Source organism: Pandoraea horticolens (genome assembly GCF_902459555.1).
GTDB classification, from domain to species: domain Bacteria; phylum Pseudomonadota; class Gammaproteobacteria; order Burkholderiales; family Burkholderiaceae; genus Pandoraea; species Pandoraea horticolens.
In genome coordinates this window covers 232,567-255,016 of sequence record NZ_CABPSM010000009.1, presented here as the reverse complement: position 1 = coordinate 255,016, position 22,450 = coordinate 232,567, and the positions used below count along the sequence as shown (strand labels likewise).

General features: G+C 58.6%; 17 protein-coding genes and 3 pseudogenes. 7 read left to right on the top strand and 13 right to left on the bottom strand.

Features of this window, described 5'->3' with window-relative positions:
- Window positions 1-94: 94 nt before the first annotated feature.
- A complete protein-coding gene (locus tag PHO31112_RS16335) occupies window positions 95-1,921 on the bottom strand; it encodes an OspG family effector kinase (protein ID WP_150621442.1) in 1,827 nt (608 codons plus the stop codon).
- A gap of 134 nt (window positions 1,922-2,055) precedes the next feature.
- Window positions 2,056-2,322: a hypothetical protein gene (locus PHO31112_RS27430; protein WP_217427038.1), complete on the bottom strand. Its 267-nt coding sequence runs from the start codon at window positions 2,320-2,322 to the stop codon at window positions 2,056-2,058.
- Between the two features lie 648 nt (window positions 2,323-2,970).
- Between PHO31112_RS27430 and PHO31112_RS28230 the strand changes: the two are divergent.
- Together PHO31112_RS28230 and PHO31112_RS16325 are read left to right on the top strand one after the other, a co-directional pair.
- Window positions 2,971-3,111: pseudogene (locus PHO31112_RS28230) on the top strand (DDE-type integrase/transposase/recombinase); the annotation flags it as partial.
- Between the two features lie 345 nt (window positions 3,112-3,456).
- Window positions 3,457-4,212: a M15 family metallopeptidase gene (locus PHO31112_RS16325; protein WP_150621441.1), complete on the top strand. Its 756-nt coding sequence runs from the start codon at window positions 3,457-3,459 to the stop codon at window positions 4,210-4,212.
- A gap of 273 nt (window positions 4,213-4,485) precedes the next feature.
- Here the strand turns inward: PHO31112_RS16325 and PHO31112_RS16315 are convergent, their stop codons facing one another.
- On the bottom strand, window positions 4,486-5,370 hold the full coding sequence (locus PHO31112_RS16315; protein WP_150621440.1) for a MurR/RpiR family transcriptional regulator: 885 nt from the start codon (window positions 5,368-5,370) through the stop codon (window positions 4,486-4,488).
- Window positions 5,371-5,454: 84 nt separating this feature from the next.
- Here PHO31112_RS16315 and PHO31112_RS16310 point away from each other — a divergent pair, with 84 nt between their 5' ends.
- The gene (locus tag PHO31112_RS16310; protein ID WP_150621439.1) at window positions 5,455-6,351 is read left to right on the top strand and encodes an oxidoreductase; all 897 of its coding nucleotides are present in this window, start codon (window positions 5,455-5,457) and stop codon (window positions 6,349-6,351) included.
- Between the two features lie 226 nt (window positions 6,352-6,577).
- On the opposite strand, the gene PHO31112_RS28225 is transcribed toward PHO31112_RS16310, so the two are convergent.
- From PHO31112_RS28225 to PHO31112_RS16275, 7 genes and pseudogenes are all read right to left on the bottom strand, one after another.
- The gene (locus PHO31112_RS28225) at window positions 6,578-6,700 is read right to left on the bottom strand and encodes a helix-turn-helix domain-containing protein (protein WP_425495208.1); all 123 of its coding nucleotides are present in this window, start codon (window positions 6,698-6,700) and stop codon (window positions 6,578-6,580) included.
- Window positions 6,701-7,194: 494 nt separating this feature from the next.
- Complete coding sequence (locus PHO31112_RS16300; protein ID WP_246178296.1) at window positions 7,195-8,631, bottom strand: efflux transporter outer membrane subunit; 1,437 nt, start codon at window positions 8,629-8,631, stop codon at window positions 7,195-7,197.
- Between the two features lie 60 nt (window positions 8,632-8,691).
- Window positions 8,692-9,621, bottom strand: a complete 930-nt coding sequence (locus PHO31112_RS16295; RefSeq protein ID WP_150621436.1) for an HlyD family secretion protein — start codon at window positions 9,619-9,621, stop codon at window positions 8,692-8,694.
- Window positions 9,614-9,808, bottom strand: coding sequence for a DUF1656 domain-containing protein (locus PHO31112_RS16290; RefSeq protein WP_150621435.1), 195 nt, complete (start codon window positions 9,806-9,808; stop codon window positions 9,614-9,616). The genes PHO31112_RS16295 and PHO31112_RS16290 overlap by 8 nt, the downstream gene beginning before the upstream one ends.
- Window positions 9,798-11,930 carry an FUSC family protein gene (locus PHO31112_RS16285; protein ID WP_246178282.1) on the bottom strand — a complete coding sequence of 711 codons (2,133 nt, stop codon included), beginning with the start codon at window positions 11,928-11,930 and terminating at the stop codon, window positions 9,798-9,800. The genes PHO31112_RS16290 and PHO31112_RS16285 overlap by 11 nt, the downstream gene beginning before the upstream one ends.
- A gap of 113 nt (window positions 11,931-12,043) precedes the next feature.
- Window positions 12,044-12,982: a LysR family transcriptional regulator gene (locus PHO31112_RS16280; protein WP_150621434.1), complete on the bottom strand. Its 939-nt coding sequence runs from the start codon at window positions 12,980-12,982 to the stop codon at window positions 12,044-12,046.
- A 91-nt stretch (window positions 12,983-13,073) separates the two neighbouring features.
- A pseudogene (locus PHO31112_RS16275) lies at window positions 13,074-13,241 on the bottom strand (DUF3363 domain-containing protein); the annotation flags it as partial.
- Between the two features lie 313 nt (window positions 13,242-13,554).
- Between PHO31112_RS16275 and PHO31112_RS16270 the strand changes: the two are divergent.
- A pseudogene (locus tag PHO31112_RS16270) lies at window positions 13,555-14,437 on the top strand (IS3 family transposase); the annotation flags it as partial.
- A 124-nt stretch (window positions 14,438-14,561) separates the two neighbouring features.
- Window positions 14,562-15,131 carry a hypothetical protein gene (locus PHO31112_RS16265; protein WP_150621433.1) on the top strand — a complete coding sequence of 190 codons (570 nt, stop codon included), beginning with the start codon at window positions 14,562-14,564 and terminating at the stop codon, window positions 15,129-15,131.
- A gap of 395 nt (window positions 15,132-15,526) precedes the next feature.
- Here the strand turns inward: PHO31112_RS16265 and PHO31112_RS27940 are convergent, their stop codons facing one another.
- Both PHO31112_RS27940 and PHO31112_RS16255 read right to left on the bottom strand, forming a co-directional pair.
- On the bottom strand, window positions 15,527-15,655 hold the full coding sequence (locus PHO31112_RS27940; protein WP_281355102.1) for a hypothetical protein: 129 nt from the start codon (window positions 15,653-15,655) through the stop codon (window positions 15,527-15,529).
- Between the two features lie 320 nt (window positions 15,656-15,975).
- Window positions 15,976-16,701 carry a hypothetical protein gene (locus PHO31112_RS16255; RefSeq protein ID WP_150621432.1) on the bottom strand — a complete coding sequence of 242 codons (726 nt, stop codon included), beginning with the start codon at window positions 16,699-16,701 and terminating at the stop codon, window positions 15,976-15,978.
- A 1,481-nt stretch (window positions 16,702-18,182) separates the two neighbouring features.
- Between PHO31112_RS16255 and PHO31112_RS16250 the strand changes: the two genes are divergently transcribed.
- Window positions 18,183-19,442, top strand: coding sequence for a hypothetical protein (locus tag PHO31112_RS16250; protein WP_150621431.1), 1,260 nt, complete (start codon window positions 18,183-18,185; stop codon window positions 19,440-19,442).
- A gap of 120 nt (window positions 19,443-19,562) precedes the next feature.
- Here the strand turns inward: PHO31112_RS16250 and treA are convergent, their stop codons facing one another.
- On the bottom strand, window positions 19,563-21,590 hold the full coding sequence (treA, locus tag PHO31112_RS16245) for an alpha,alpha-trehalase TreA (protein WP_150621430.1): 2,028 nt from the start codon (window positions 21,588-21,590) through the stop codon (window positions 19,563-19,565).
- A 337-nt stretch (window positions 21,591-21,927) separates the two neighbouring features.
- Between treA and PHO31112_RS16240 the strand changes: the two genes are divergently transcribed.
- A complete protein-coding gene (locus tag PHO31112_RS16240) occupies window positions 21,928-22,125 on the top strand; it encodes a transposase (RefSeq protein ID WP_174995748.1) in 198 nt (65 codons plus the stop codon).
- The last annotated feature ends 325 nt before the right edge of the window (window positions 22,126-22,450 follow it).

The following is a 22,450-nucleotide window of genomic DNA, read 5'->3' as shown; positions in this document are numbered from 1 at the left end:
CGGCCGAATTCCGTCGGGTTAGCGAATGTAATCCAACCACTGGGGCCGTGAATCTCTAGACACCAGTGGTACGAAAATGTCCATCAGGGCAAGGTCAGCTTCGCCGCGCGAACTCCGCGAAGTCAGACTCGAGCTTCCTCAACATATCCGCAGATAGTGAATTGTTTAAAGGATCGAAGGTGGCGCTGTCAAAATCGATCAGGTTGAACTGCCTCGTCCTCCAGTCGTAGAGGATATTTCCAAGGTTGATATCGTGATGAACGATCCCCTTCGATTCCAACCTGTCTATCAACCGCTTTGCCAGAGATTCATCCTGGAATTGATTCAGGACTTCCTCGATGAGTTCCCGGTCGCCGCTCTTTAATATCGAATCTAGCGATTTCCCAGGTATTTTCTTCATTTGCAAAGCCACGACCGGCTGTGTTGGATAAAGGCCGTCTCTTATCGTGACTTTCGCGGCGTCCTTACCATAGAGCCGCGTGAATGCCTCCGCACTATTTCTAGCACTGTTCAGGCTTGACCGGTAAAGTGCGCCGTTCCATATACCGATCGGATTGTTGTAAACCTTGATCAAGTGATCTGTATCGACCTGATAAACCCTGCTAATCGCGCCACTGCCAATTATTTTTGGCACGGCATCTCTGACAATGGTCGCTTTCTTTAGCGACCTGGCAGCAACAGCCGCGGTTCCATGGGACATGACTCTCGAAGCTGCTGGAGCCGCCCCGATGATTTTTGAAGCGACTTTGATTCCTTTTTTGGCTCCAGTACCCACTGGCACTAGATCTGCGGCAACCAAAGCAAGCTCCAAACGGTACTCGTCGACATACTTTTCCATTTCGGTTGATCTGAATGCCTCCTCTCTTTGCTCGCTTCTCGTTACGTCAACGAGCTTTTCTGCAATAGCCTTGGTGGCATCAGACGTCCGTGCATAACTGGTTGGTGACCTTAGAAAGGTAGGCCAATTTACGGAATGGCCGAAGAACTTTTCCAGGTTATTGGTGAGCCAGGATTTGTCCCGTACCTCATCGATGGTCAGCTCGCTATTCGAGATGGAAACGGCATACACTCGGTGTCGGGTACCCTGAGCGACATCAAGGATATGACCATATTTCCCGTTGATCGTATAGGGAAAAGAGAACGCGTAGTGCTGACGCCGGTAACTGACAGAAAATACTCTCGCTGGCGTTGACCAGGAATCGATGCCAGACGTGTCAATGTAGCCCTGAACGGCTTCCACCACGCCTATTTCCTGGACTTTCATCGCCTGTTCGAATTCCGCGTCAAAATACCTGTCCAGAACGGGTAACCTGTCCAGGTCCGGCACATCTTTCACATGACGGGCCAATGCAGGAATTTTGACCTTTCCGTGCTCGACATAGATATCAAGCAGGCTCATCGAGTGCTCGACATCTGCGTCTCCTGGCACCTCGGAGCCCGTTGGGAAGACGTCCCGGACGAAGTAGGTTCTGTCCGGATTCAGCCCCGCCACAAGCAGCGCTCGTCTGGCCAACTCCCGACGGCTGTGAGCACGGGCCAGAGGTATGACCATCGACTGAGACTTGGAGTCCACCGCGCGCCTGTCCCTTGCCTGAGAGGACGACGAGACGGCCTCACTCGCGGGGCCTGCGAACAACGACATGGGGGTTGCCGGAAGTTTTCCGTGAGCCAGAGCATTCAAGCCGACGTCGACGCGCTGCGACAGTACGGGCGACGACACATCAGTTAGTACGGTGCCTCCGGAGATGGAGGCCGAATGCGGATCGGAACCAGCCCTCACCTGGGCCGCAAATCCACCACCCGGCAGCACGGACAGCAAGGTGATGAGGGCAAGCGCGTGAGGCTTCGGCAGGGGAGTCATACCCGCTGACTTGTAGGGCGAGCCATGAACCGCCCGAATGAATGCCAAGTTCTCTGCCATCGCGGGCACCGTGAAATCGTGCGACGTGCCGGTGCACTCCTTGCGGCGCGGCTCCAGTTTCCGCGCCTCGAGGTTTCGGTCAGCCCAAAATGCGCCCACTCGGTTATTAAGGTCTGCTGAATAATTTATCTTCGTCACTTGAGCTTACACCGATCCTTTCCCTCGCCATCCTTGCGGAGCTGGTCCTCGGCGCGCTTCGTCAACTTGCCGTCTGCACGCAGATAATTTTTCCGCGTGTTGGACGCGACGCCGTACTGCCTGGCCACGCCGTCAAGCTTCCCTGCCTCATCCATCCTTTGCTCGCCGAGGCGCTGCCACTCCCTCAACATCTCGGTGGTGACCGTCGCTCTCCCGCGCCCCGTGCCAGTTTCTTTGCGGAGGATTTGGGCCGGCGGAGGCATTAAACCAGCACCTCTCCCGCTGCCTGCGTCCTGTGGCGCTACGCGCTTTCGATGGCAACCGCTGGCATGCGGCCCCTGAGTTTCGGGGTGCCGCGATCGTTGGGCCGAGGTCGAGGACATGCCAGAGAACGCATCGGTATGCGGCGCCGGTATCCCTTGCATGTCCAGCACCGCGTCAAGTATTGCTGATGTTGAGGGGCGAGACGAATGTTGAAGCGGACTCGGCGGCTGTGCGCTCTGTCGGGACGGTGCTGAGGTGGATGCGGCCACTGAGGGCTGGAGGCGCTGAGCCCCTGCGCTGGAAACGGGAAGCATGGCGTTGCCTGATGGAAGTTCTTGTTCGCGATGCGCCTGCCATCGCCAGAGGGCCCATTGTGGACAGTCTCACTGTGACATAAGCTCGCCATCGGCACTTGCATGAATCGCTCACTGGGGTAATGTCCCCATAGCTGCCAAACGTGCGCGATGGAGCCTGTCAGATTTTTAGTGTGCCGACGCCTTGAGGACGAGGGGTGGGAGATTCTCGTCGCACAGCACAAGCTCGCGGAAAAGCGCGCCGCTTGTTGCGCACCGGACGGGAGGCCCACGTGAAGAACCTATTAGCTGCCATTGGCGCGACATGGCTCACGCTTCAATTGCTTGCCGCAATGGGTGTCGTCGGACCAATACGGCATTGAGCTCGACATCCTGCTGCAGAAGCGGCGCGACTAGGCGGCCGCGAAACGCTTCTTCAAACGCGTGCTGGAGGCCTGTTCCGAGGTGCCGAAGAAGATCGTGACCGACCCGTTGTGCCGACCGGTTGAATCCGCCCTGACCGCCCTGATTACGCCACGGGATGCGGAATAAACGGGCCGAAAATGTCAACGTGTGTGACCCCATCAAAGTGAGTCCGAAACAGGCTAGCGACTCTATAGGCATCGAGGACTGGATTCAATCCAAACCTTGGAGCGCCAATGGTCGCAGCGATCACGCTTCGGAATTCGACGCTAACAGCGAACCGAGGATAGATCGCAACATTTCTATGACAAATCTATCGTCATGCCAGGTGATGAAATAGGATGCGGAATATTTGGCTGATAGTTGCCGAGCCGGTTGCTATGCTTGTGCCGGTACCTCCCTCGAATAGGAGAAGACATGAAACTGCTATGTGCCCTGCTTGCCAGCATTCCGGCTGTTTGCATAGCCGGCAACCTTCAAGTTGATGACCGGCGACCAAAGGATTTTGTGAACCTGAATACGATCGCGCCAGAGATTCAGTCCGATTTACGATATTTTACTGAGCATAACTTCGTCGGCCAAAGGATTGAGAGTTATGATGCTCCGGTTTGTCTGCTGACGAGCAAAACCGCACAAGCGCTCAAGTCTGTTCAAGACCGATTGCTCCCAATGGGGCTTACACTGAAAGTTTACGACTGCTACCGCCCGCAGAGTGCCGTCGACGACTTTGCCAGGTGGGCAAAGAATCTCAGTAGCATGGAAATGCGCACAGAGTTCTATCCCGAAGTCGAAAAAAGCCGGCTCTTCAGCGATGGTTATATCGCTTACCGGTCGGGGCACAGCCGTGGCAGTACCGTGGACCTGACTATTGTTCCGGCGGATAGCCAAATTCCCGCGTATGACTCGAAGCGCAAGCAGGTCAGTTGCACCTCCCCCGCGTCGCAACGAGCGCCGGACAACAGCCTGGACTTCGGGACCGGCTTCGATTGTTTCAGCCCACTTTCGCACCCCGATTCGCAAGGGGTTTCTCCGCAACAGAGGGCCAATCGTCTGCTATTGCAAAGTCTGATGGTACAGGCGGGTTTTAAGCCACTGGATACTGAATGGTGGCACTTCACCCTTGCCAAGGAACCTTACCCGGACACCTATTTCAATTTTCCAGTTGCGGATTGAGCGCACCCGAACGCTTCGTCTAAATGCGTCGCAACCGACGCATTTTTGCGCATCCCTATCGCTAACGGGTATTAGCGATAGGGGGTGACTTCTGACGCTGACCCCAAGAAATAGTCCAGTTCTCAGGCTGTCGCGGCACGCATAGCAGCGCCGAGGCGCAGGTGTAGGCCCAGACGAACAGAAACGTATTTCCACGCTTGTACTTCGAGGCGATGTTCCACACCGCATGGGCTGTCGCCGCGGCGAGGACGAGCGCTACCGTGCCGGGCCTCATCAGTCGATGTCGGGCAGGTCGATGCCGGCCCGCTCTGCCCGGCGGTCACGCTCTGGGTCGCGCATGGCGATGGCCGCGACCAGCGCGTCAACAACGACGAGTTGGGCCAGCCGGCTCCCGGCCGCGGCCATCTGCGCCGGCAGCGGCGCTCCGCCGACGACCAGCGCGACATCCGCGAGGGTGGCCAGTGGCGTGCCGTACTGGTTGGTGATGGCGATGAGCGATGCCCCGGCAGAAGACGCTGCATCGGCGATGGCGAGCGTGGTTGACGTGCGTCCGGTCGAGCTGACGGCGATAACGACATCGTCTGGGCCCAGGAGGCGCGTGGCGATCATGGCCGACAAGTGGTCCGGGATGCCGATCGTCGTCACGCCGACTGCGCGCAGGCGGAAGACGGCGTCGGCGGCAACCGTGGAGGACGGGCCGGCACCGAAAGCGATCACTTGTCGCGCCGACAGGAGCGTATCAATCGCCTTGTCGAACGCGGCGAGTTCGAGGGCCCCGCCGAGCGCGCTCAAGGCGTCAGTGCCAACGCGGATGGAGGCCTCAAGCACTGCGGCCGAGGTCGCGTCCGCGGCGAGTGCTTCAGGCGGCGCGAAGAACCGGGTGGTACCGCGTGCACGAGCGATCTCGATCTTCAGCTCGGTGAATCCGCCGAACCCGATCGCACGCGCAGCGCGGACCACGCTCGGCGGCGAAACGCCAGCCCGGGCGGCTACCTGCGCGGCAGTGCTCGCGCCGACGAACAAGGGATCGGCAAGCAGCAGCGCGACTACCTTCGCCTCGCTGGCGGCGAGATCGCCGCTGCGAGCCTGAACGCTTCCAATCCACTGGGCTAGCCGCCCTTCGTTCTCTGAAATATCATTACCGATTTCTTTATTCATTTGTTATATATTACATAGCCCATTAGAAACACACAACCATCGCGGAGCAGGCGCTCTGCAAATAAGTCTCAGGAGTTTCATTCCATGGATACCGATACCTCTGCGTCCGTCGCTATCATTGGTCCGGGTGCCATTGGCACCACAATCGCGGCGATGCTGCAAGAGGTCGGTCGCACGGCAGTGCTGTGCGGCCGCACGTCGCGCAATCATCTGGCGTTGCAGGATGGCGATCGCCGCATCACCGTTCCTGGCCCCGTCCAGACGCATCCCGGACAGATCAGCTCCACGGTTGATCTCGTGTTTCTCGCTGTCAAAGCGACACAGACCGATGCAGCGGCGGACTGGCTTGCCGCGTTGAGCGGACCGGAGACCGTCGTGTGCGTTCTGCAAAACGGGGTCGAGCAGGTGGAAAGGGTCACCCCGCATCTGCCGCTTGGGCGGATCGTGCCCGCTGTCGTCTGGTTTCCTGCGCAGGCGCAACCCGATGGCTCGGTGCGCTTGCGCGGCGATGCGCGTCTCAGCCTGCCGGACACGCGGGCTTCCCGCGTGATAGTCGAGGCACTGCAAGGCACCCGCTGTTGCGTTGAGGTGGTTGCGGATTTCAAATCTCTGGCCTGGCGAAAGCTGCTGCAGAACGCGGTGGCCGGGCTCATGGCACTCACCCATCGTCGCTCGGGCATGTTCGCCCGGCCCGACATCTCCGGGCTCACTCTGGATTATCTGCAGGAATGCCTGGCCGTAGCCCGGGCCGAGGGCGCCGAGCTTGGCGACGAGGTTCCGCAGGCGATCCTCGACAAGTTTCTGGCGTCTCCCTCCGACATGGGCACATCCATCCTCACCGATCGCGAAGCCAGCAAGCCACTCGAATGGGATATTCGCAACGGTGTCGTCTCACGTCGCGGTCGGGCTCACGGTATTCCGACACCAATCAGCAACGTGCTGGTGCCGCTTCTCGCGGCCGCGAGTGACGGCCCTGGCTGATTCACAGCCGGCCATGCCGCCGATCATCCCAATCGCGGCGCGCTTCATCCAAGGGTTTGCTCAATGGTTCTCGATGATGGGACAAAAACCGCAATCCAATCATTGGCCGCGAATGCCTACTGCTTTTGGGGAAGTCCACAGAGCCATAGACGCCTTCTCAGACAAGCCGGTTGACACCCCTTGCCTTTCCATTTCCTGCGCTGCCCGCAGCCTGCCCAGCAGGCCTTCAGGATGGCGCCGTCCCCTGCCCGGCCAGGTACTTACCCGGCGAGATACCCATGGCCTTGCGGAACATGGTGACGAAGCGGCGGGCGCTTTCGTAGCCCACCCGCTCGGCCACCTGCTGCACGGCGATGCCGGTGCCCAGCCACTGTACGGCGAATAGCAAATGAAGTTGCTGGCGCCAGCGTGCGTTCGCTCATCGCTACGCGGCGCGACCAGCTTTGCTGGGTAGCGCGGTCGACGGGGTTTTCCAAGATGAGGTTGACGATCTTGCGCAGCCGCGCATCGCTGGGCATGAGTAGGAACAACTTGCCGATGGGCGTCAACGCGATTTTGTCGAGAAGCAGGCGTACTAGGTGCGCTGCCATGCCTTCCTCAGGGTAGCGCGTAGGCAGATTGTTGGCCGAGCGGACTATCAATTCGCGCCGCAGAGGTGTGGCTGTGAGCGCGCAGCACTGCGGCGGTAACTGCGTCGCGAACTGCGGGTCGATGAACAAGGCGTAGCATTCGATGGTGCCGTTGACCATGAACTTGTGCACCACCCCTGCCGGCACCCAGATGGCGCTGTGCGGCGGCACGATCCACAGAGCGCCGGCCACTTCGCAGGTGAGCACGCTGCAATCATTGAGTCGCCGCCGTCGCGACGCTATCGGATTGACCAACCTCTTGACTCAAGGGAACGTCCTGCCATCCAGCACCAAGGGACTTGTAAAGGGCAATGACACCTCGGATCTCTTCCAATTGACTGAGAGCAAGTTCGTCTCGCGCCTGGTTGAGCGTGCGCTGCGCAACTAGCACCGGCAGATAAGCACTTAATCCCCGTTCGTAGAGCTTGGTCGAATGCTCCAAGGCTTGTTGGCTGGTGATAACCGCCTTGTTCAAAGATGCCTGGCGCTGACGCTCACTCGTCCATGCCGTCAAGGCGTCCTCCACATCGCGAAGTGCGAGCCGCACGTCTCTTTCGTAGACCAATCTTGCCGCATCGGCGTTAGCTTGTGCCGCCGCCACTCCCGCGCGCGCACGTCCTCCGTCGTAGAGCGATTGGCTGCCCTGCATTCCGGCCGACCAGGCCAAGCTGGCACCGGAGAAGAGACTGTGAATGACGCTGGCGGTGGTGCCTATGCCCAACGGGATACGAAACTTGGGAAAGCGTTCCGCTTCGGCGACACCTATCTGGGCGCTGGCTGCGGCAAGGCGTCGCTCGTCCGCCCGCAGATCCGGGCGTTGGCGAATCACTGCAGAAGGCATGGAAAGCGACAAGTCAGCACGCATCGGCAACATAGGAGAAGCCTTGCCCAAGGCATCGTGCCAGTCACCAGGGAAGCCACCAGCCAAGACGCCAATGGCATGGCTGAAGCGGGCAATATCCGCTTCCATCAACGGTGGCTTTGCTTCGGCTGTTTCACGTTCGGCACGTGCCTGCATGACATCGGCCAAGGTACCCAAACCCATCCGATGAGCTTGTTCGGCCAATCGCTCGGCATCAACGAGTGCGCGGATGTTGTCGCGCGAGATATCCAAGCGTACCTGCGTAGCGCGAAGCCCTGCGTAATTGGAAACCAGTTCGGCAACCAGGCTCACTTGTAGCGCACGCTGATCCTCAGCAAGCGCTTCTATACCCGCGTCGGCGGCCTCAATTGCCCGGCGAGTGCCGCCAAATAGATCCAGTTCCCAACTGGCATCGAAACCTAGATGCCAAGCGCGTGACTCCCCACCGGATTGCGAAGTTAGCGCCTTGCTGCTGCGCAGAGCTTCCCCTGTGCCACCGGCTGAAACCATAGGTCCAGAAGAAGAAGCGATTTGCACTCGCTCAGCACGTGCCTGCCGCAACCGCGCCAGTGCGATATCGAGATCCTGATTTCGCATCAAGGTCTGATCGACCAGGCTATCGAGCATGGGGTCTTGGAATGATTGCCACCACGTACGCAGACCGCTTTGATCTCCGTTGCTCATGGTTGCTGCGCCCTCAACCCAGTTTGCAGGAACCTGTACTGTAGGCCGTTGATAGTCGGGGCCTACCGTGGTGCAGCCCGACAGTCCGACAAAGAGCGAGAGCATCATGAGTACGCGGCAACGCCGCGACAGAGTGTAATTCGGTGATACGTGCATGACCACCCCTTACATCCAGCGCTGCAGTATTGATACGAGCCAGCCCTGCGGTGGTGAGTCACCTGCCGGTGTAGCCACCCCGATGCTGCCTGTTATGCCGGCCGCCAGCACGATGCCATGCGGAAGTTGCTCGAACTCCACCCGGACAGGGATGCGCTGTGCCAAGCGAACCCAACTAAAACTCGGCTCCACACTGGGTAAACCTTGGGCATCGGCCTGTTGGTTGGTATCGGTGATGCCCCGTCCGATGCTGACGACCCGGCCAGGGATGACCTTGTCAAACCCCATCAATCGGATCTGTGCAGCTGCACCGGGCCGGATGCCGTGCAATTTCGTTTCCTCGAAATAACCGGTGATCCAGAAACTGTTTGCATCCACCAAGGCGATATTGGGCTGCCCGATCGCTGCATAATCTCCTTTGTTCAATCGCAGGTGTGTGACATAGCCATCCACAGGGGCGCGCAAGACGGTGCGCGCCAAGTCGAGTTTGGCCTTGTCCACGTCAACCTGCGCACTGCGCTGTTCAGCCTGGGCCGTAGCCACCGCTTGGTTCGCGCGCTGGATTTCTTCGGCAGGAACTAGGTTTTCCATGCCCTGACGTCGCTTGGCATCCTCGATTTTTTGGCGCAGCGAAGCCGAGGCCGCAGCCAGTCGAGCTTCAGCTTGTGCCAATGCCAGAGTGAAACTGGCGGCGTCGATGCGGTAGAGCACCTCACCCTGCTTCACGTACTGATCGTCTGACACCGCGACTTCGACTACGCTGCCGGACACCTCCGGTGCCATGCGTACGATCTGCGCACTAACACGGCCATCGCGCGTCCATGGAGCCAAGACATAGGCGTGCCAGAGTGCGTTTACAAGCCATCCGGCGGCCACAACAACAATTAATGTAAGCCCCGCCCGCATGAGCGGTTTTACTGAGAATGAAATCTTAGACATAGAGAATCAACACTGAAACCAGGCAGAGGGAGATCGCGAATTCGAACAGGCCAGGGTGCCAGACCCACCGCAATACGCCGCTACGTGCAAGCACGGAGCGAACACCCAAATAGATCGGCAGCGTGATACCCGCATAGACAAAGAGTGGCGGCAGGTAGATGCCGCCCAACGAAAATTCACGGAGCATCGGCGTGACCTCCAGTTCGTTTGGCAAAGTTGTCCGCATGGTTTTCCAGCAATGCGGCAATATCGAGCAGGACGACATTGAGTTGCCGGGTTTCGGCCATCGCAGCACCATCTATGGCAGGTAGTCGCGACAAGGACTTGGCAGCGCGGCGTGCGTGTCTTGCAGCCAGATGGGGCTGGCTCGCACGACGGCTCATATTGCGAAAAGCTCCCGCTAGCACATGATGCAAACTGGAGTCCTTGGGGGCCTGCCGCAACCATTTGCGCAAGCGCAACACCTCGCGGCCCAAGTGAATGCTGGCCAAAGCACTGGATATGGCTCGGTCCATCGCCTCCGGCTGGGTCTTGAGTAAGGCACCAAGTTGCGCCGTACGATGCTGTTGACGCCATTGCCATGTGCTAGCCTCCGTCCGCGCGCCTCTCAATGTGCCGAGCGCTTCATCGCGGATCGTCTGACCCAGCCGCGCCACATCACGCGACAAGTTGCGCGGCAGCACGACCCTGAACCCAAGCAACGTAAAAAACACCGCCAGTATCCAGGCCACAGAACCGTTGAGAAATGCCGCAAAGTCGTAGCGCATCAGATTGTCTGGAGCCGCTAGTGTCGTGAATGCAACGAGGTAGACAACACCTGCCAATGCATAACGAGGTACGGTGGTCGCGTAAATAGCTGGCAACCAGAACAAGCCCAGGATCAGTAACAGCAATGGCAGCCCGGAGACGTGAGGCAGAATGACAAAAGAGCAGAGAAATGCCATCACAACGGCAAGCACTGTCCCCTTGATGAATTCGACAGCACCGAGCGCAGGATTGGGGGCGGTAGATAGCAGCGCACAACTGGCGGCCAAACCCGCCAACATCAATGCTCCGTACGACCACCCAGTTGCTATCCAGAACGCACCGCCAAACACGACTGTCAGTAACGCTCGCAGCCCGTTCTGAATTGCTGCGGACGTGTCGCGATAGAACGGCACAGAGACTTGTGCCGCCGTGGGCCGGGGGTGATGGAAGCGCCGTATGCCCTTCAAAGCCTCCAGGTAATCGTCAAGCTGTTCGAGCAGGCGGTCGCCTGCAATCATCAACGCGGAATGCTCCAGCGCATCGTCGAGCGATGTTGTAGCGAGCATAGTCATCAATCGCGCACGCATATCGGACAAGGCCTGAATGGCATACGTCAGTCCCTCGGGGCCTGATTCCTTCGCCAGTGCCAGACTGGCTTGCTGCCATGCCTGCTCCCACGCAGGCTGCAGTGACCTCAACGCGTTCAATGCGTTAAGGCTTGTGCTGCTCTCCCGCATAGGAGGCGCCCCACCCACCAATGCCGAAAACAAGGACACCATCGTTTGTCGCACCGTACCGGCACGCTGGGCCAGGTCAGCGGACTCGGCTTTGCCCAGCGCGAGCAAATCGTCCACCCCATACACTTCGGTAATGAGGTTGCGCCTGCCTATGTCCAGAGGCTTGCCACCTGGTGCGTCACCACCGTGAATCGCTTGGTGATTCGTTGAAAGAATGCCTGCAGTTGTGGCAGCAAGTCGGTTGAGCTGAATCGCCAGGCGACTGCGTACGCTCTGGGTACTGAAGAGCGCAGACACCACCGCCAGGCACACCACACCGGTGAGCACGGACGCACCGCGCCCCATGACTTGATCAAACGTGAGTTCGGGATGCTGCATGGCACCAAAGGCAGCCAACCCCACGGTGTATCCCGCTAGTGTTGCACCGTAGGCTCGAAAATGGCGTAGGAGCGTCATGCCCGCTACGCAAATCCCCAGCCATAGCCCAAACCCCAACAGGAACAGCCAGGGCATCTGCCCGAATGCACTCATCAAAACGAACGCCGCCAACATGCCGGTCAAGGTACCCAGTACCCGCCAGGTCCCTTTGCCGATCACGGCGCCCTGTACCGGGCTAATGACTAGCAGCACGCTGGACGCCGCCGAATACGGTGCGTGCAGATCCAGTAAGTAAGCGACAACGAGTGCCAACCAGGCGGCAAGAATTGAACGCATGACATAGGTCGCGCGCGGTGTTGTCAGGTCGAGGTGCGGCAGCCCATGCGCGAACCATCCCAAAAGTTGGGAAAAGCGGCGGGAAAGGATGCTTTGAGATGCCGAAGGCACGATATAGCCGTTCTAAAGTGATGTATATGCATCACTGTAGGCGTGCCCAATAATTCCGAAAAGTGAATTTATTGCATTTGCATGAGTGTGCAAAGCGCACTCATTGAGGGGCGCTATCTCATTGATGTGGACCGCCTGGCCGTCTGCGCTGCATCCATATTGCAGAGAGCATGGATCGTATTGCGTAGCCATTGATGAGCAGGATCGTTATTCAGGCGCGGGTGCCAAGCCTGCGTCAGCAGCACCGTCTCCAGGGGCGTCGGTAGTTCAAACAAGCGAATGCTCAGACCGGCAGCAAGCGCGCTACTGGCTAGATGCTTGGGTAACGGCAGCAACAAATCCGAATCCTGCAGCGCAAACAATGCGGTATAGGGGCTGGGTACAACCAAAGCGACATGCCGGCGCAGTCCTTGCCCCTCTAGAGCGGCGTCAATCGGCCCTAAGGCTTTCCCCCGCCGCGACACGTTGATGTGCTCCCAACGAGTGAGGCGTTCGGGCGTGATTTCATCGTCAAAAATCGGATGCTGTGCTCGTGCAACGCCCACGAACGTTGTGGTGAACAGTGACTGCACACGAATCTCTGACCCTAGCTTGCGCGATGCGCTGATAAACAGATCAATGCGTCCGTTACGTAGCGCCTCCTCGTCCACGTCATCTTCCTCCGGAGAGAAGCGCAGCATTGCGCGCGGCATCTCTGTGGCCATTGCGGCCAACAGATGACCCAAATAGATGCTCACGAACTCATCCGTGGCTCGGACGTTAAAACGCTTGTCCAGCGATTTCAGGTCGATCTCGGTGTCGGATTCAAACACCTGCGTGGCTTGCTCAACCGCCATGCGCACCTGCTCGCGCAACGCAAGTGCCTTCGGCGTGGGCATGAGCTTGCGGCCGACTTGGACAAACACCGGATCACCGAGCGCTTCCCGGATTCGACTCAACGTGCGACTCATCGCAGGGGGGCTCAAATTCATGCGACGCGCAGCACCGATGACACTTCCTTCATCAAGTAACGCATCCAACGCGAGTAGCAAGTTGAGATCAGGGCGCGCCATGTTGCTCCTCAAATGATTAACGAAAAGGTAATCATATTTTAGATTGAATGATCTACACAGCATTGATTGGCAAGCGCGCCGTGTAGATGTGTCAGTGAACGCTTGGTCCTCTCGCTCGACCGAACTCCCACGAAACTTCGCCACCGCACACTGTCGCGGCGAGCTGTTGCCGCAGACGTTGCTCGATCACCGGTCGCCACGGCACCAGGCTGAATCCCATGTCGTCATCCAACGTCGCGTAGCGCCCGCTGTCGAGCATGGTCGGCGTCAAATCGTTTGAATCATCCACGAGAATGCGAGTCGCATCGCGTCGGAACATGCCGATACCAGTGTGGATGGCGATGCCGTATTCGAGCAGAAAGCAGCGAAACTGACTCACAATCGCCGTGCGCTGGTGAACGAATTGGACTCGCACACGATGTAGCGCTTGCATATCAAGTTGCTCGTGGCGTTTGACAGCCCAGGTCGACACCGTAGACGGCGCAGCTGCGAGGAACGATACGCATGATCATTCTCCAACGGTTTCGGGGGTTTCAGTATCCCCCTTCGGGGAGGGGCGGACCATCCTATTAGCTCTGAAGCCGACTCGTCGGCGCATGCTGATCGATGAATTGCGCGATCGCTATCGAACAAGTTTGACGAAGACCTGCGCGTTATTTGGCATGTCTCGTTCGCTGTATCGATATCAGTCGGTCGCGCGCGATTCATCGGCGCTGCTCATGCGTATCAAAGAGATCATCGCGACACGCGTGCACTACGGATATCGACGCGTTCACGTGGTCTTGCGACGGAAAGGCTGGCGAGATAATTGCAAGCGAGTCTACAGGCTGTATCGCGCGGAGGGCCTTTCGCTACGGCATAAGCGACCGCGCCGAAGTAAGTCGGCGCGGCTGCGCCAACCCAAGCATATCGTGAGCGCGATCAACGAAATCTGGAGCATGGATTTCGTTGCGGACGCATTGTTCGACGGGCGACGTCTTCGGACACTGACCATCGTCGACGACTTCACACGGGAATGCTTAGCCATTGAGGTTGGCCAAAGTCCGAAAGGGGAACATGTGGTCGAAGCGCTGACGCGCATTACCGCCATGCGCGGGCACCCTGCTACGATCAAGGTCGACAACGGCAGCGAGTTCATTTCGAAGGCCATGGATCGCTGGGCATATGAGCATGGCGTTGAACTGGATTTCAGTCGACCAGGCACGCCCACCGACAAATGCCAAGGTCGAAAGCTTCAACGGGCGTTTCCGGCAGGAATGCCTGAATGCGCACGGGTTCTTGTCATTGGCCGATGCGAAGAGCAAAATCGACGACTGGCGAACGTACTATAATGAGGTTCGTCCCCACTCTGCATTGCAGTGGATGACGCCCGCCGAATTCGCCCATCAGGCAAGGAAATCCGCCTCGCCTGGTAACTCAACTAAGCCGGAAATTTCTACTTCCGACCGGGACTAATTCTGAGTCAGGGTCACATGATCACTTTTTGATAGCCGTATGTTCAACAAAACGCCACTATTGTAATGTTTGCGGCCATTCCTTTCGGGAAGCCCTCAACTTTCAATCGCGACGGAGAGAGATTATGTTCAGCGTGCAGGCGACAACCAATGGCGTGACCTCCCGGTGTGAGTCGCCTCCTCCGCCCCGCGAGAATGGACTGGACGCTACGGGATTCTCGCGCGCGGTCACATCGATTCGTTCGGCTACGAGGTTTCAAGAATCAGCAATCTTTTCCCGCTCCTGCGGCAACCCATCTCTTAAACCAATGATTGAGTTATTGCCTGACGTCCATAACCAAGACAAAAGGTTCTCGGCGCTCGGCATGGGGATAACTGCGGTAGCAAATTTTCGTGGCATAAATAGTTCGAACTGCGACGTGAATAATTGGTGTGGCGATGTTCTGAAAAATAACCCAAGAGATCCTGCGCACCGCGATAATATCTCCAGTGATCCGGCAATGGCGATGAGAGGGGCTGATCTCGTCGATTTCATGTCCTTCGGAAAAAACGAAGGTCTCGTTGATACATTGTATGCACAAACTATTGCCGTGGGGAAAAGCGTCCAAGAAGGTCGAATCAGTGACGGCACTAGCACACTCATATCCCACGCAAACACTTTTCTGGATTTAGTCAAATCCGGCAGCGTGCAATAGTCGCTTAGGCTGAGATGTGTCGGATTTTTTACGAATCCGAGCCATACCTCACTATGGTATCGCACCGAGTCGATCTGAAAATTGCGACGCATTCGAGCTAAATAAATTTTTGTTGCGCCTCCTTTTCTGGGAATGCAAGAATTTCAGAAAATCCCATCGTTCGTTCGGAGACCGGCGAGCATATCTTGTCGTGGATTTGCGGTCGATAAGCTTCCGGATGGGTTAAATTCGGAGCCCATTGGAGATTGCCGACGCAAGCTCTTGATCGATCTTTTTCATTACCTCCGCAACCGCGAGTTGGTTGCATCTCTCTGGTCGCACTGGACTGGCACTGGAGCCCCCGATCTTCCGTCGTTCGCGGCGATCACGGACGGAGCCCCTCACCGGAGGTTTCTTCAGCTAGCCACGATCGCTGCACTATGCCGATCAGGCTCGACCACGCCGAACAGTATCAGCGTGGGCTCGCCCTTGGCCAGATCGATCCGCGCCGGGCGCTCGATATGCTTCAGGTCGGACGGTGACAAATCGAACTGCCAGCAGTCGTTGCCGTGCTCTGCCTGGAATCGCACCGCGGGCGGTGGACGCAGAAGGTGCAGTGAATCGAGCCGCCAGGCTGACAGGTAGTAGTTGACGGTCGAGCCGCTTATTATGTGCTCCGCGGCAGCCCAAGACGTCCGTCACTCAATGCGTTCTGGCTGCCGCTGCGCATAATCCGGTGCTGCGCATAATCGTGAATATGTGAAGCTGCACATATTCACGAATCCCGGCCAAGCCTCGAACAGCCACGTTCTTCATCTCCGTACTCCAGTCCCAGTCTCAATCCCGGTGGGGAGGGCGGCATCCATTACATCTCCACGCCATCCTTGCGGAGCCGGCCCTCGGCGCGCTTCGTCAGCGTGCCGTCTGCGCGCAGGTAAATTTTCAGCGCGGAAGACGCGACGCCGTATTGCCTGGCTACGCCGTCAAGCCCGCCCGCCCTGTCAACTCCCTGCTTACCGAGACGCTGCCACGCCCGCAACATCTCAAGGGTGATGTCCGTGCCCGGTGGGTTGAGCCGGTCCTCGGCGCGCTTCTTCAGTGTGCCGTCTGCGCGCAGGTAAATTTTCAGCGTGCCAGACCCGACGCCGTACTGCGTGGCCACGCCGTCAAGCCCGCCCGCTCTGTCAACTCCCTGCTTACCGAGACGCTGCCACTCCCGCAACATCTCAAGGGTGATGTCCGTGCCAGGTGGGTTGAGCCGGTCCTCGGCGCGCTTCGTCAGCGTGCCGCTTGCGCGCAGGTAAATTGTCAGCGCGGCAGACGCGACGCCGTACTGCCTGGCCACGCCGTCAAGCCCGCCCGCTCTGTCAACTCCCTGCTTACCGAGATGCTGCCACTCCCGCAACATTTCGAGGGTGATGTCCGTGCCCGGCGGGTTGAGCCGGTCCCCGGCGCGCTTCGTCAGCGTGCCGTCTGCACGCAGGTAGATTTTCAGCGTACCAGACGCGACGCCGTACTGCGTGGCCAAGCCGTCAAGCCCGCCCGCCTCGTCAATCCCCCGCTTGCCGAGGTGCTGCCACTCTCGCAACATCTCGGGGGTGACCGCGGCTCGTCCGCGCCCCGTGTCAGTTTCTTTGCAGGGGATCTGGACCGGCGGAGGCATTAAATCAGCATCGCTGCGACTGCCTGCGTCCTGTGGCGCTATGCGCTTTCGATGGCAACCGCTGGCGTGCAGCCCCTGAGTTTCAGGGTGCGGCGATCGTCGGGCCGAGGTCGGTGGCATGCCAGACAACGCACCGGTATGCGTCGCCGGTACCCCTTGCATGTCCAGCACCGCATCAAGTATTGCTGCTGTTGCGGGGCGAGACGGGTGTTGAAGCGAACTCGGCGGCCTGCCAGAGAACCCATCGGTATGCAAAGCCAATTCGTCTTGCATGTCCAGCACCGCGTCAAGTATTGCTGCTGTTGAGGGACGAGACGGGTGTTGAAGCGGACTCGGCGGCATGCCAGCCAACGCACCGGTATGTGCCGCCGGTACCCCTTGCATGTCCAGCACCGCGTCAAGTATTGCTGCTGTTGCGGGGCGAGACGGGCGTTGGGGCGAACTCGACGGCATGCCGGATGACTCACTGGTCTGATACACCGCGCGCACGCTGGCGGCCAGGGTAGTCGGCGGCTGCGCGCTCTGTCGGAGCGGTGCTGAGATTGATGCAGCCACTGAGGGCTGGAGGCGCCGGGCCTCTGCGCCGGAAACGGGAAGCATGGCGTTGCCTGATAGAAGTTCTTGAGCGCGATGTGCCTGCCATCGTCAGATGGCCCATTGTGGGCAGTCTCACTGTTGCATAAGCTCGCCATCAGCGCTTGCATGAATCGCTCACTGGGGCAATGACCACATAGCTGCCAAACGTGCCATTTGAGTCGCACTTGCCTCCGGCGGATTCAGTACAGGGGCCGGTTTCCCGACTCGCGTCGTCGGTTGCGAAAAACTGTTTCAGCCATAGGTTTTCGGCGAACGCATCCAGCTTGCTGCTGCGCTTGAATATGTGTGGGAAGCGACGTGCTGGTGGTCGCGAGGTGTAGGGGGGGGCATACCGGGATAAAGCCGGGAATGACACGTAGCACCAATAGTTATGATGACGGCCCGGCTTATATCGAGATTTAAGGGGCGGTGGTACCCGAAATCTGTTTTCCGCTATTTCCGTGCTGTAAAAGCCTGGCTCATCTGCCTCGCTCGCTGGATCTCGTCGCTGCGCAAATAGGTCGACGCCGTCGAGATCGAGGCGTGTCGCAGGTTATCGCGCACCGTACCCGCAGAACCCGAAGCGGGAAACAATCGATTTCGTTGACTTCATCCATGTTTGCGTCCGCGAAGTCTTTGCGGACGCAAGCTTGCCGATCCAATGGCTACAACGCTAGGGCGTCCCTGTCTGAGCGCTTATGATCGTTTTCTGAAAGCCGTATGTTCAACAATAGGCCATTATTGAGTCGCAGGACTGAGGTAATCGACCGGCATAAGCGGACTCTCACTAATTACTCAGAACGAGAAGCGATTCGTCGTCGCTACCCGAACGTATGGATATTCGTCTTAGTGGATTTTTGTACTCTCGATCGATCAACGAAAATGATATTCGTGCAAGCGTAACCGCTCAGCGCGAGAAAGATGTGGTCAGTCTATGGGGAAAAATCGCCGACTGGGTTCTTGGCACAAAAGTCGAGGCTGCCAAGGTCGCTCTTTTTCGCCTCGCTCACGCGGACACGCTGGCACAACAACTGTCCTCGTTTTCTGAACTTAAACAGTATGTGGCGCCTGCACGGCAAGACTCGTTGACGTGGCAGATCTCCGACAGTGACTCTCCCGTTTTCCGAATAGGGGATTTTGATATCCCGTGCCACGCCGCTACGGAAAACACCATGGCGAACCTCCCCCCCTTCGATCTCGATGACAGATGCCGCCTGCTTTGTTCGATGCACTACGATGGCCAGAATGTTGTCTCTGAGTATCACCATTTCGCAGCGGAAACCTTATCGTTGCCAGAATCGGAAAGGAACGCCGATGCGGTGCTCGCAGCCCAGGAAAGGTTTGTGAGCCTGACGCCCAGCCTGCTCCGCTCCCTAAAGCTCATTGGCCTGGACCAAAATGATGTCCAAGGCGACTTCGGTCGTGACATTAGTCAGACCGTTGAGCGCATGGTCTCTCAAATGACGGGAGACGAGGACACCGCTGTACGGGCGGCTCGGAATGCAGAGAACCTGTCGATCTTTGCCAGCAATATCATGCGCGAGGTCAATGCGCCGGACACGTCGATCTCCCGTAGTGACGCCGCACAAACACATGGCCGTGAGCCGGTGCCGGCCGGCAACTCACTAGCCGCCCTTCGTCTTCGCGCGGAATATTCGCGTGAATCTATGCCGCGCTCCGACGCCACACTTGATCTGCTCACCCATCTGTTCAAAGCCGGTAATGTACTAGCCGACATTCAACTTCGTGCGAAGAATTCGCGTGAAGGCATGTCGCTCTCCGACGCCACGCTTGAGATGATCGCCGATCTGTTCAAGGCCGGCGAGTTGCGCGAGGCGAATTTCGTCTATACGGTGTTCGCCGATCGGTATCCGGGCAATGCACGCCGCGTTGCAAGCGTAGTGCCCGCCAAGGTGCTCCACCACTACTGGGCGGGCCACCTCGACTACGACTATCTCGGCGGCAAGCGCGTGACGACATGGCAGACGCAGAACCCGAAGTGGGCGGACGATGGCGTGGAAGCACTTCTCGCCGGCACGCTCGATACGTGGGCGGAGCGCGCGCTGGCTGAAATTCACAGGACCGCAGTGTGATTGCCAGCGTTGAGCATTTGGACCCGCCGCGGCCTTCCTGGGGCGTGGCGGCATGCGCCAGCATTCATCGTCCACATCAAATATTATGTTCTCTCACTAGCATAAGGTCCCGAGTGGCTGCTATAGCCCTTCCCTAGCCCCGCCGCGCGGTACACGCCGGTAACATAGCTCTGCAAGCTGTCTGCTGCCAGGTATTCGACCAGTTCCCGCCGCCATTCCGGCCTCAGCCATTTTTTGTCGCGGCGTGGCTCGCGGTATAGCGTGGTTCCATCGCACGCGGCCCGGCGTTTCCTTGAGTTGGTGCGACGTTTGCAGCGCGGCGGAAGCCGGCAATGCCGCTTCCGGCACGCCGCGCGGTCCTTTCCGCACATCGACGGGCCGCGTCGAATGGCCCGCTGCGGCCGGGTACATCGCCATCAGCGTGCGCAGCACGCCGTTGGTCCAGCCGAAACCGCCTTGCAGCGGATATTCGCCTCCGCCCGCGGCCGTCGTGCCCGTTTTTGCGTCAACGTCGTATTTTTCAACGAGCTTGCCCGTGCGCTGGTAGTACGCGACGTTCGTCCGAATCCAGCGCGTCGCGATCTCGCCAGCGAGTTCGGGCTGTCCGTAACGCCGCAAGCCCACCACCGCGAGATATTGCAGCGGCGCCCAGCCGTTCGGCTCGTCCCATTGCTGGCCGGTCTGCACGGTCGTCGTCGCGAGGCCGCCCACACGCAACAATCGTGCACGCACCGTTGTGGCAATGGCCGTTGCCTGCGACTTATCGGCGACGCCGAAGTAAAGCGGATACACGGTCGCCACGCTGAGCCGGTGTGTGAGACGCCGTGCGGCGAAGTCGTAGTCGCCGAACGCATGCAGCTTCGGGTCCCATAGCAGGCGGCGAATCGCGGCCGCGCGCGTGGACGCCCGTGCTTCGAAGCGCTCGGCGTCGTCGGCGTCGCCTTTGAGCCGGTACGCATGCCCGATGGTGCGTTCGAGATCGGTCAGCAGGCTGTTCAGATCGACGGGCACGAGCGACGTGATTTCAACCGTGCCGAGCGTCTTGCCGTCCGCGAACCAGCGCGAGCTGAAATCCCAGCCTGTTTCGCCCGCCGCGCGCAGATTGCGCCACAGGTCGGCCGAATTGCGCTGGGGCGTCTGCTGCGCGGTCACCACGTCTTCCCGATACGATTCGTCGCGCGGCGTATCGCGCGCGTCCCAATAGCGATTGAGCAGCGTGCCATCCGCAAGGCGCACGAGATGCTGCACGGCCGTGCCGCGCGCGATGTGGTCTTCGCCGCCCATCCAGTAGCGGTATTCGGCGAGCAATTCGGGCAGATAGTGCAGATAGACGCGATCGCCTTCGCGACCGGCGACGAGCCGCACCATCTGCGCGAAAAACGGCGGCTGTGAGCGGCTCAGATAGTACGTGCGATTGCCGTTCGGGATGTGCCCGTAGCGGTCGATCAGTGTCGAGAAATTATTGAGCGTGTCGTCGAGCAGATCGGTGCGACCGCTTTGCTCGAGCCCGAGCATGATAAAAAACGAGTCCCAGTAGTAAATCTCGTCGAATCGGTCGCCTGGCACGATATACGTATACGGCAGTGGCAGCAACGACGAATACGGGCTCGCGGAGCGATCGGGGGCGCGCTCGAGCACATTCCATAGCGTGTCGATATGCGCGGTTACACTCTGATTCGCATAGGATACGTAATGGTAGTGCTTCGTCTCGCGCGCGGGCAGCGTGAAATGCGAGTCGACGAACTTCCTGAGGTCGAAGCCGGGTTGCGATTTCAACATCGCGTATTCGGCAGCGATGCTCGACGGCGCGGCGTTCGGGATCATATCCGCGAAGGTCTTGCTGTCCGGAAACTGATGCGCTAGCTCAACGTCGCGATAGAGCGCACCATAAAGCTCCGAAGGCGGCATCGGCACGACCGGCGACGGGCCCCCGTGCCCCCCCGTGCCTGTACCTGCGCTCGTGGAAGTCGCTGCATCTGCGTCGGGCGACGCGCTAACCTGGGCCAATATTTGCAAATCGGACACAGCGCGTTGCCCATCCGCAGCTGCAGGCTCGAGTGCGGCAGTGAAGCAGATGCATGCGAGAAACAGCGCTGAACACGCTTGAGCGGCGGCGGCCCGAGCGTAGCGAAACAAGGCTTGCAGCATCAGTCGATATCCTCAAGGTTGCGGTCCACCCTAAAGAGAGAGGCGAAAATGCTCCACGTAGAAAATCTCATCCTGTCGAGTAGTAGAAACTTGATGGCAGGAATCCATTCATCATCGGTAATCTTCCCTTCTCTCACAAACCACAGCCCTTCGGATATTATAATGCTCTCAAGATAATCGAATGAATTAACTATGAATTACTTGGTAATTTTAATTAAATAATATTTATTATATTTATTTTTCAAAATAACTCTCTCAGATACCCTGACCTGCTCGGTAAATTTCGTGCCAACCAAATCTATAGATAATGGCTCCTCAGCTCAGACGAGGAGTTGGTATGAGGAAGAGCCGGTACAGTGACGAGCAGATCGTACGAATTCTGGGCGAAGCGGATCGAGATACGATCCCCGAGGTGGCCAGCGAAGCGTCGATTTACGCGTGGCGCAAACGGTTCGGTGAGATGGTCAGCGATGACGTCAAACGGCTCAAGACGCTTGAGGCCGAGAACGCGCGGTTAAAGAAAATGGTGGGCTGAGCGCGATTTTGAGATTGAGGTCATGAAGTAGGACCTTGCCAAGAGGTGGGGTTACGCGCATGCTGTTGCGCACAGTCCATCAGCGCCCCGAGCAAATCCGTTTGCCCCCATGCCTGCCACATGTCGTAATAGGCGTCGGCAGGCGTATCTGGGACCACGCAGGGGCCTGCGGCTTGCCACCCCAGTGAGCGATTCATGCAAGCGCCGATGGCGAGACTATGCAATAGTGACCAACGATGGGCCATCTGGCAGGCACATCGCGATCACAAGAACTTCCATCAGGCAACGCCATGCTTCCTGTTTCCGGCGCTGGTGCCCCGCGCTC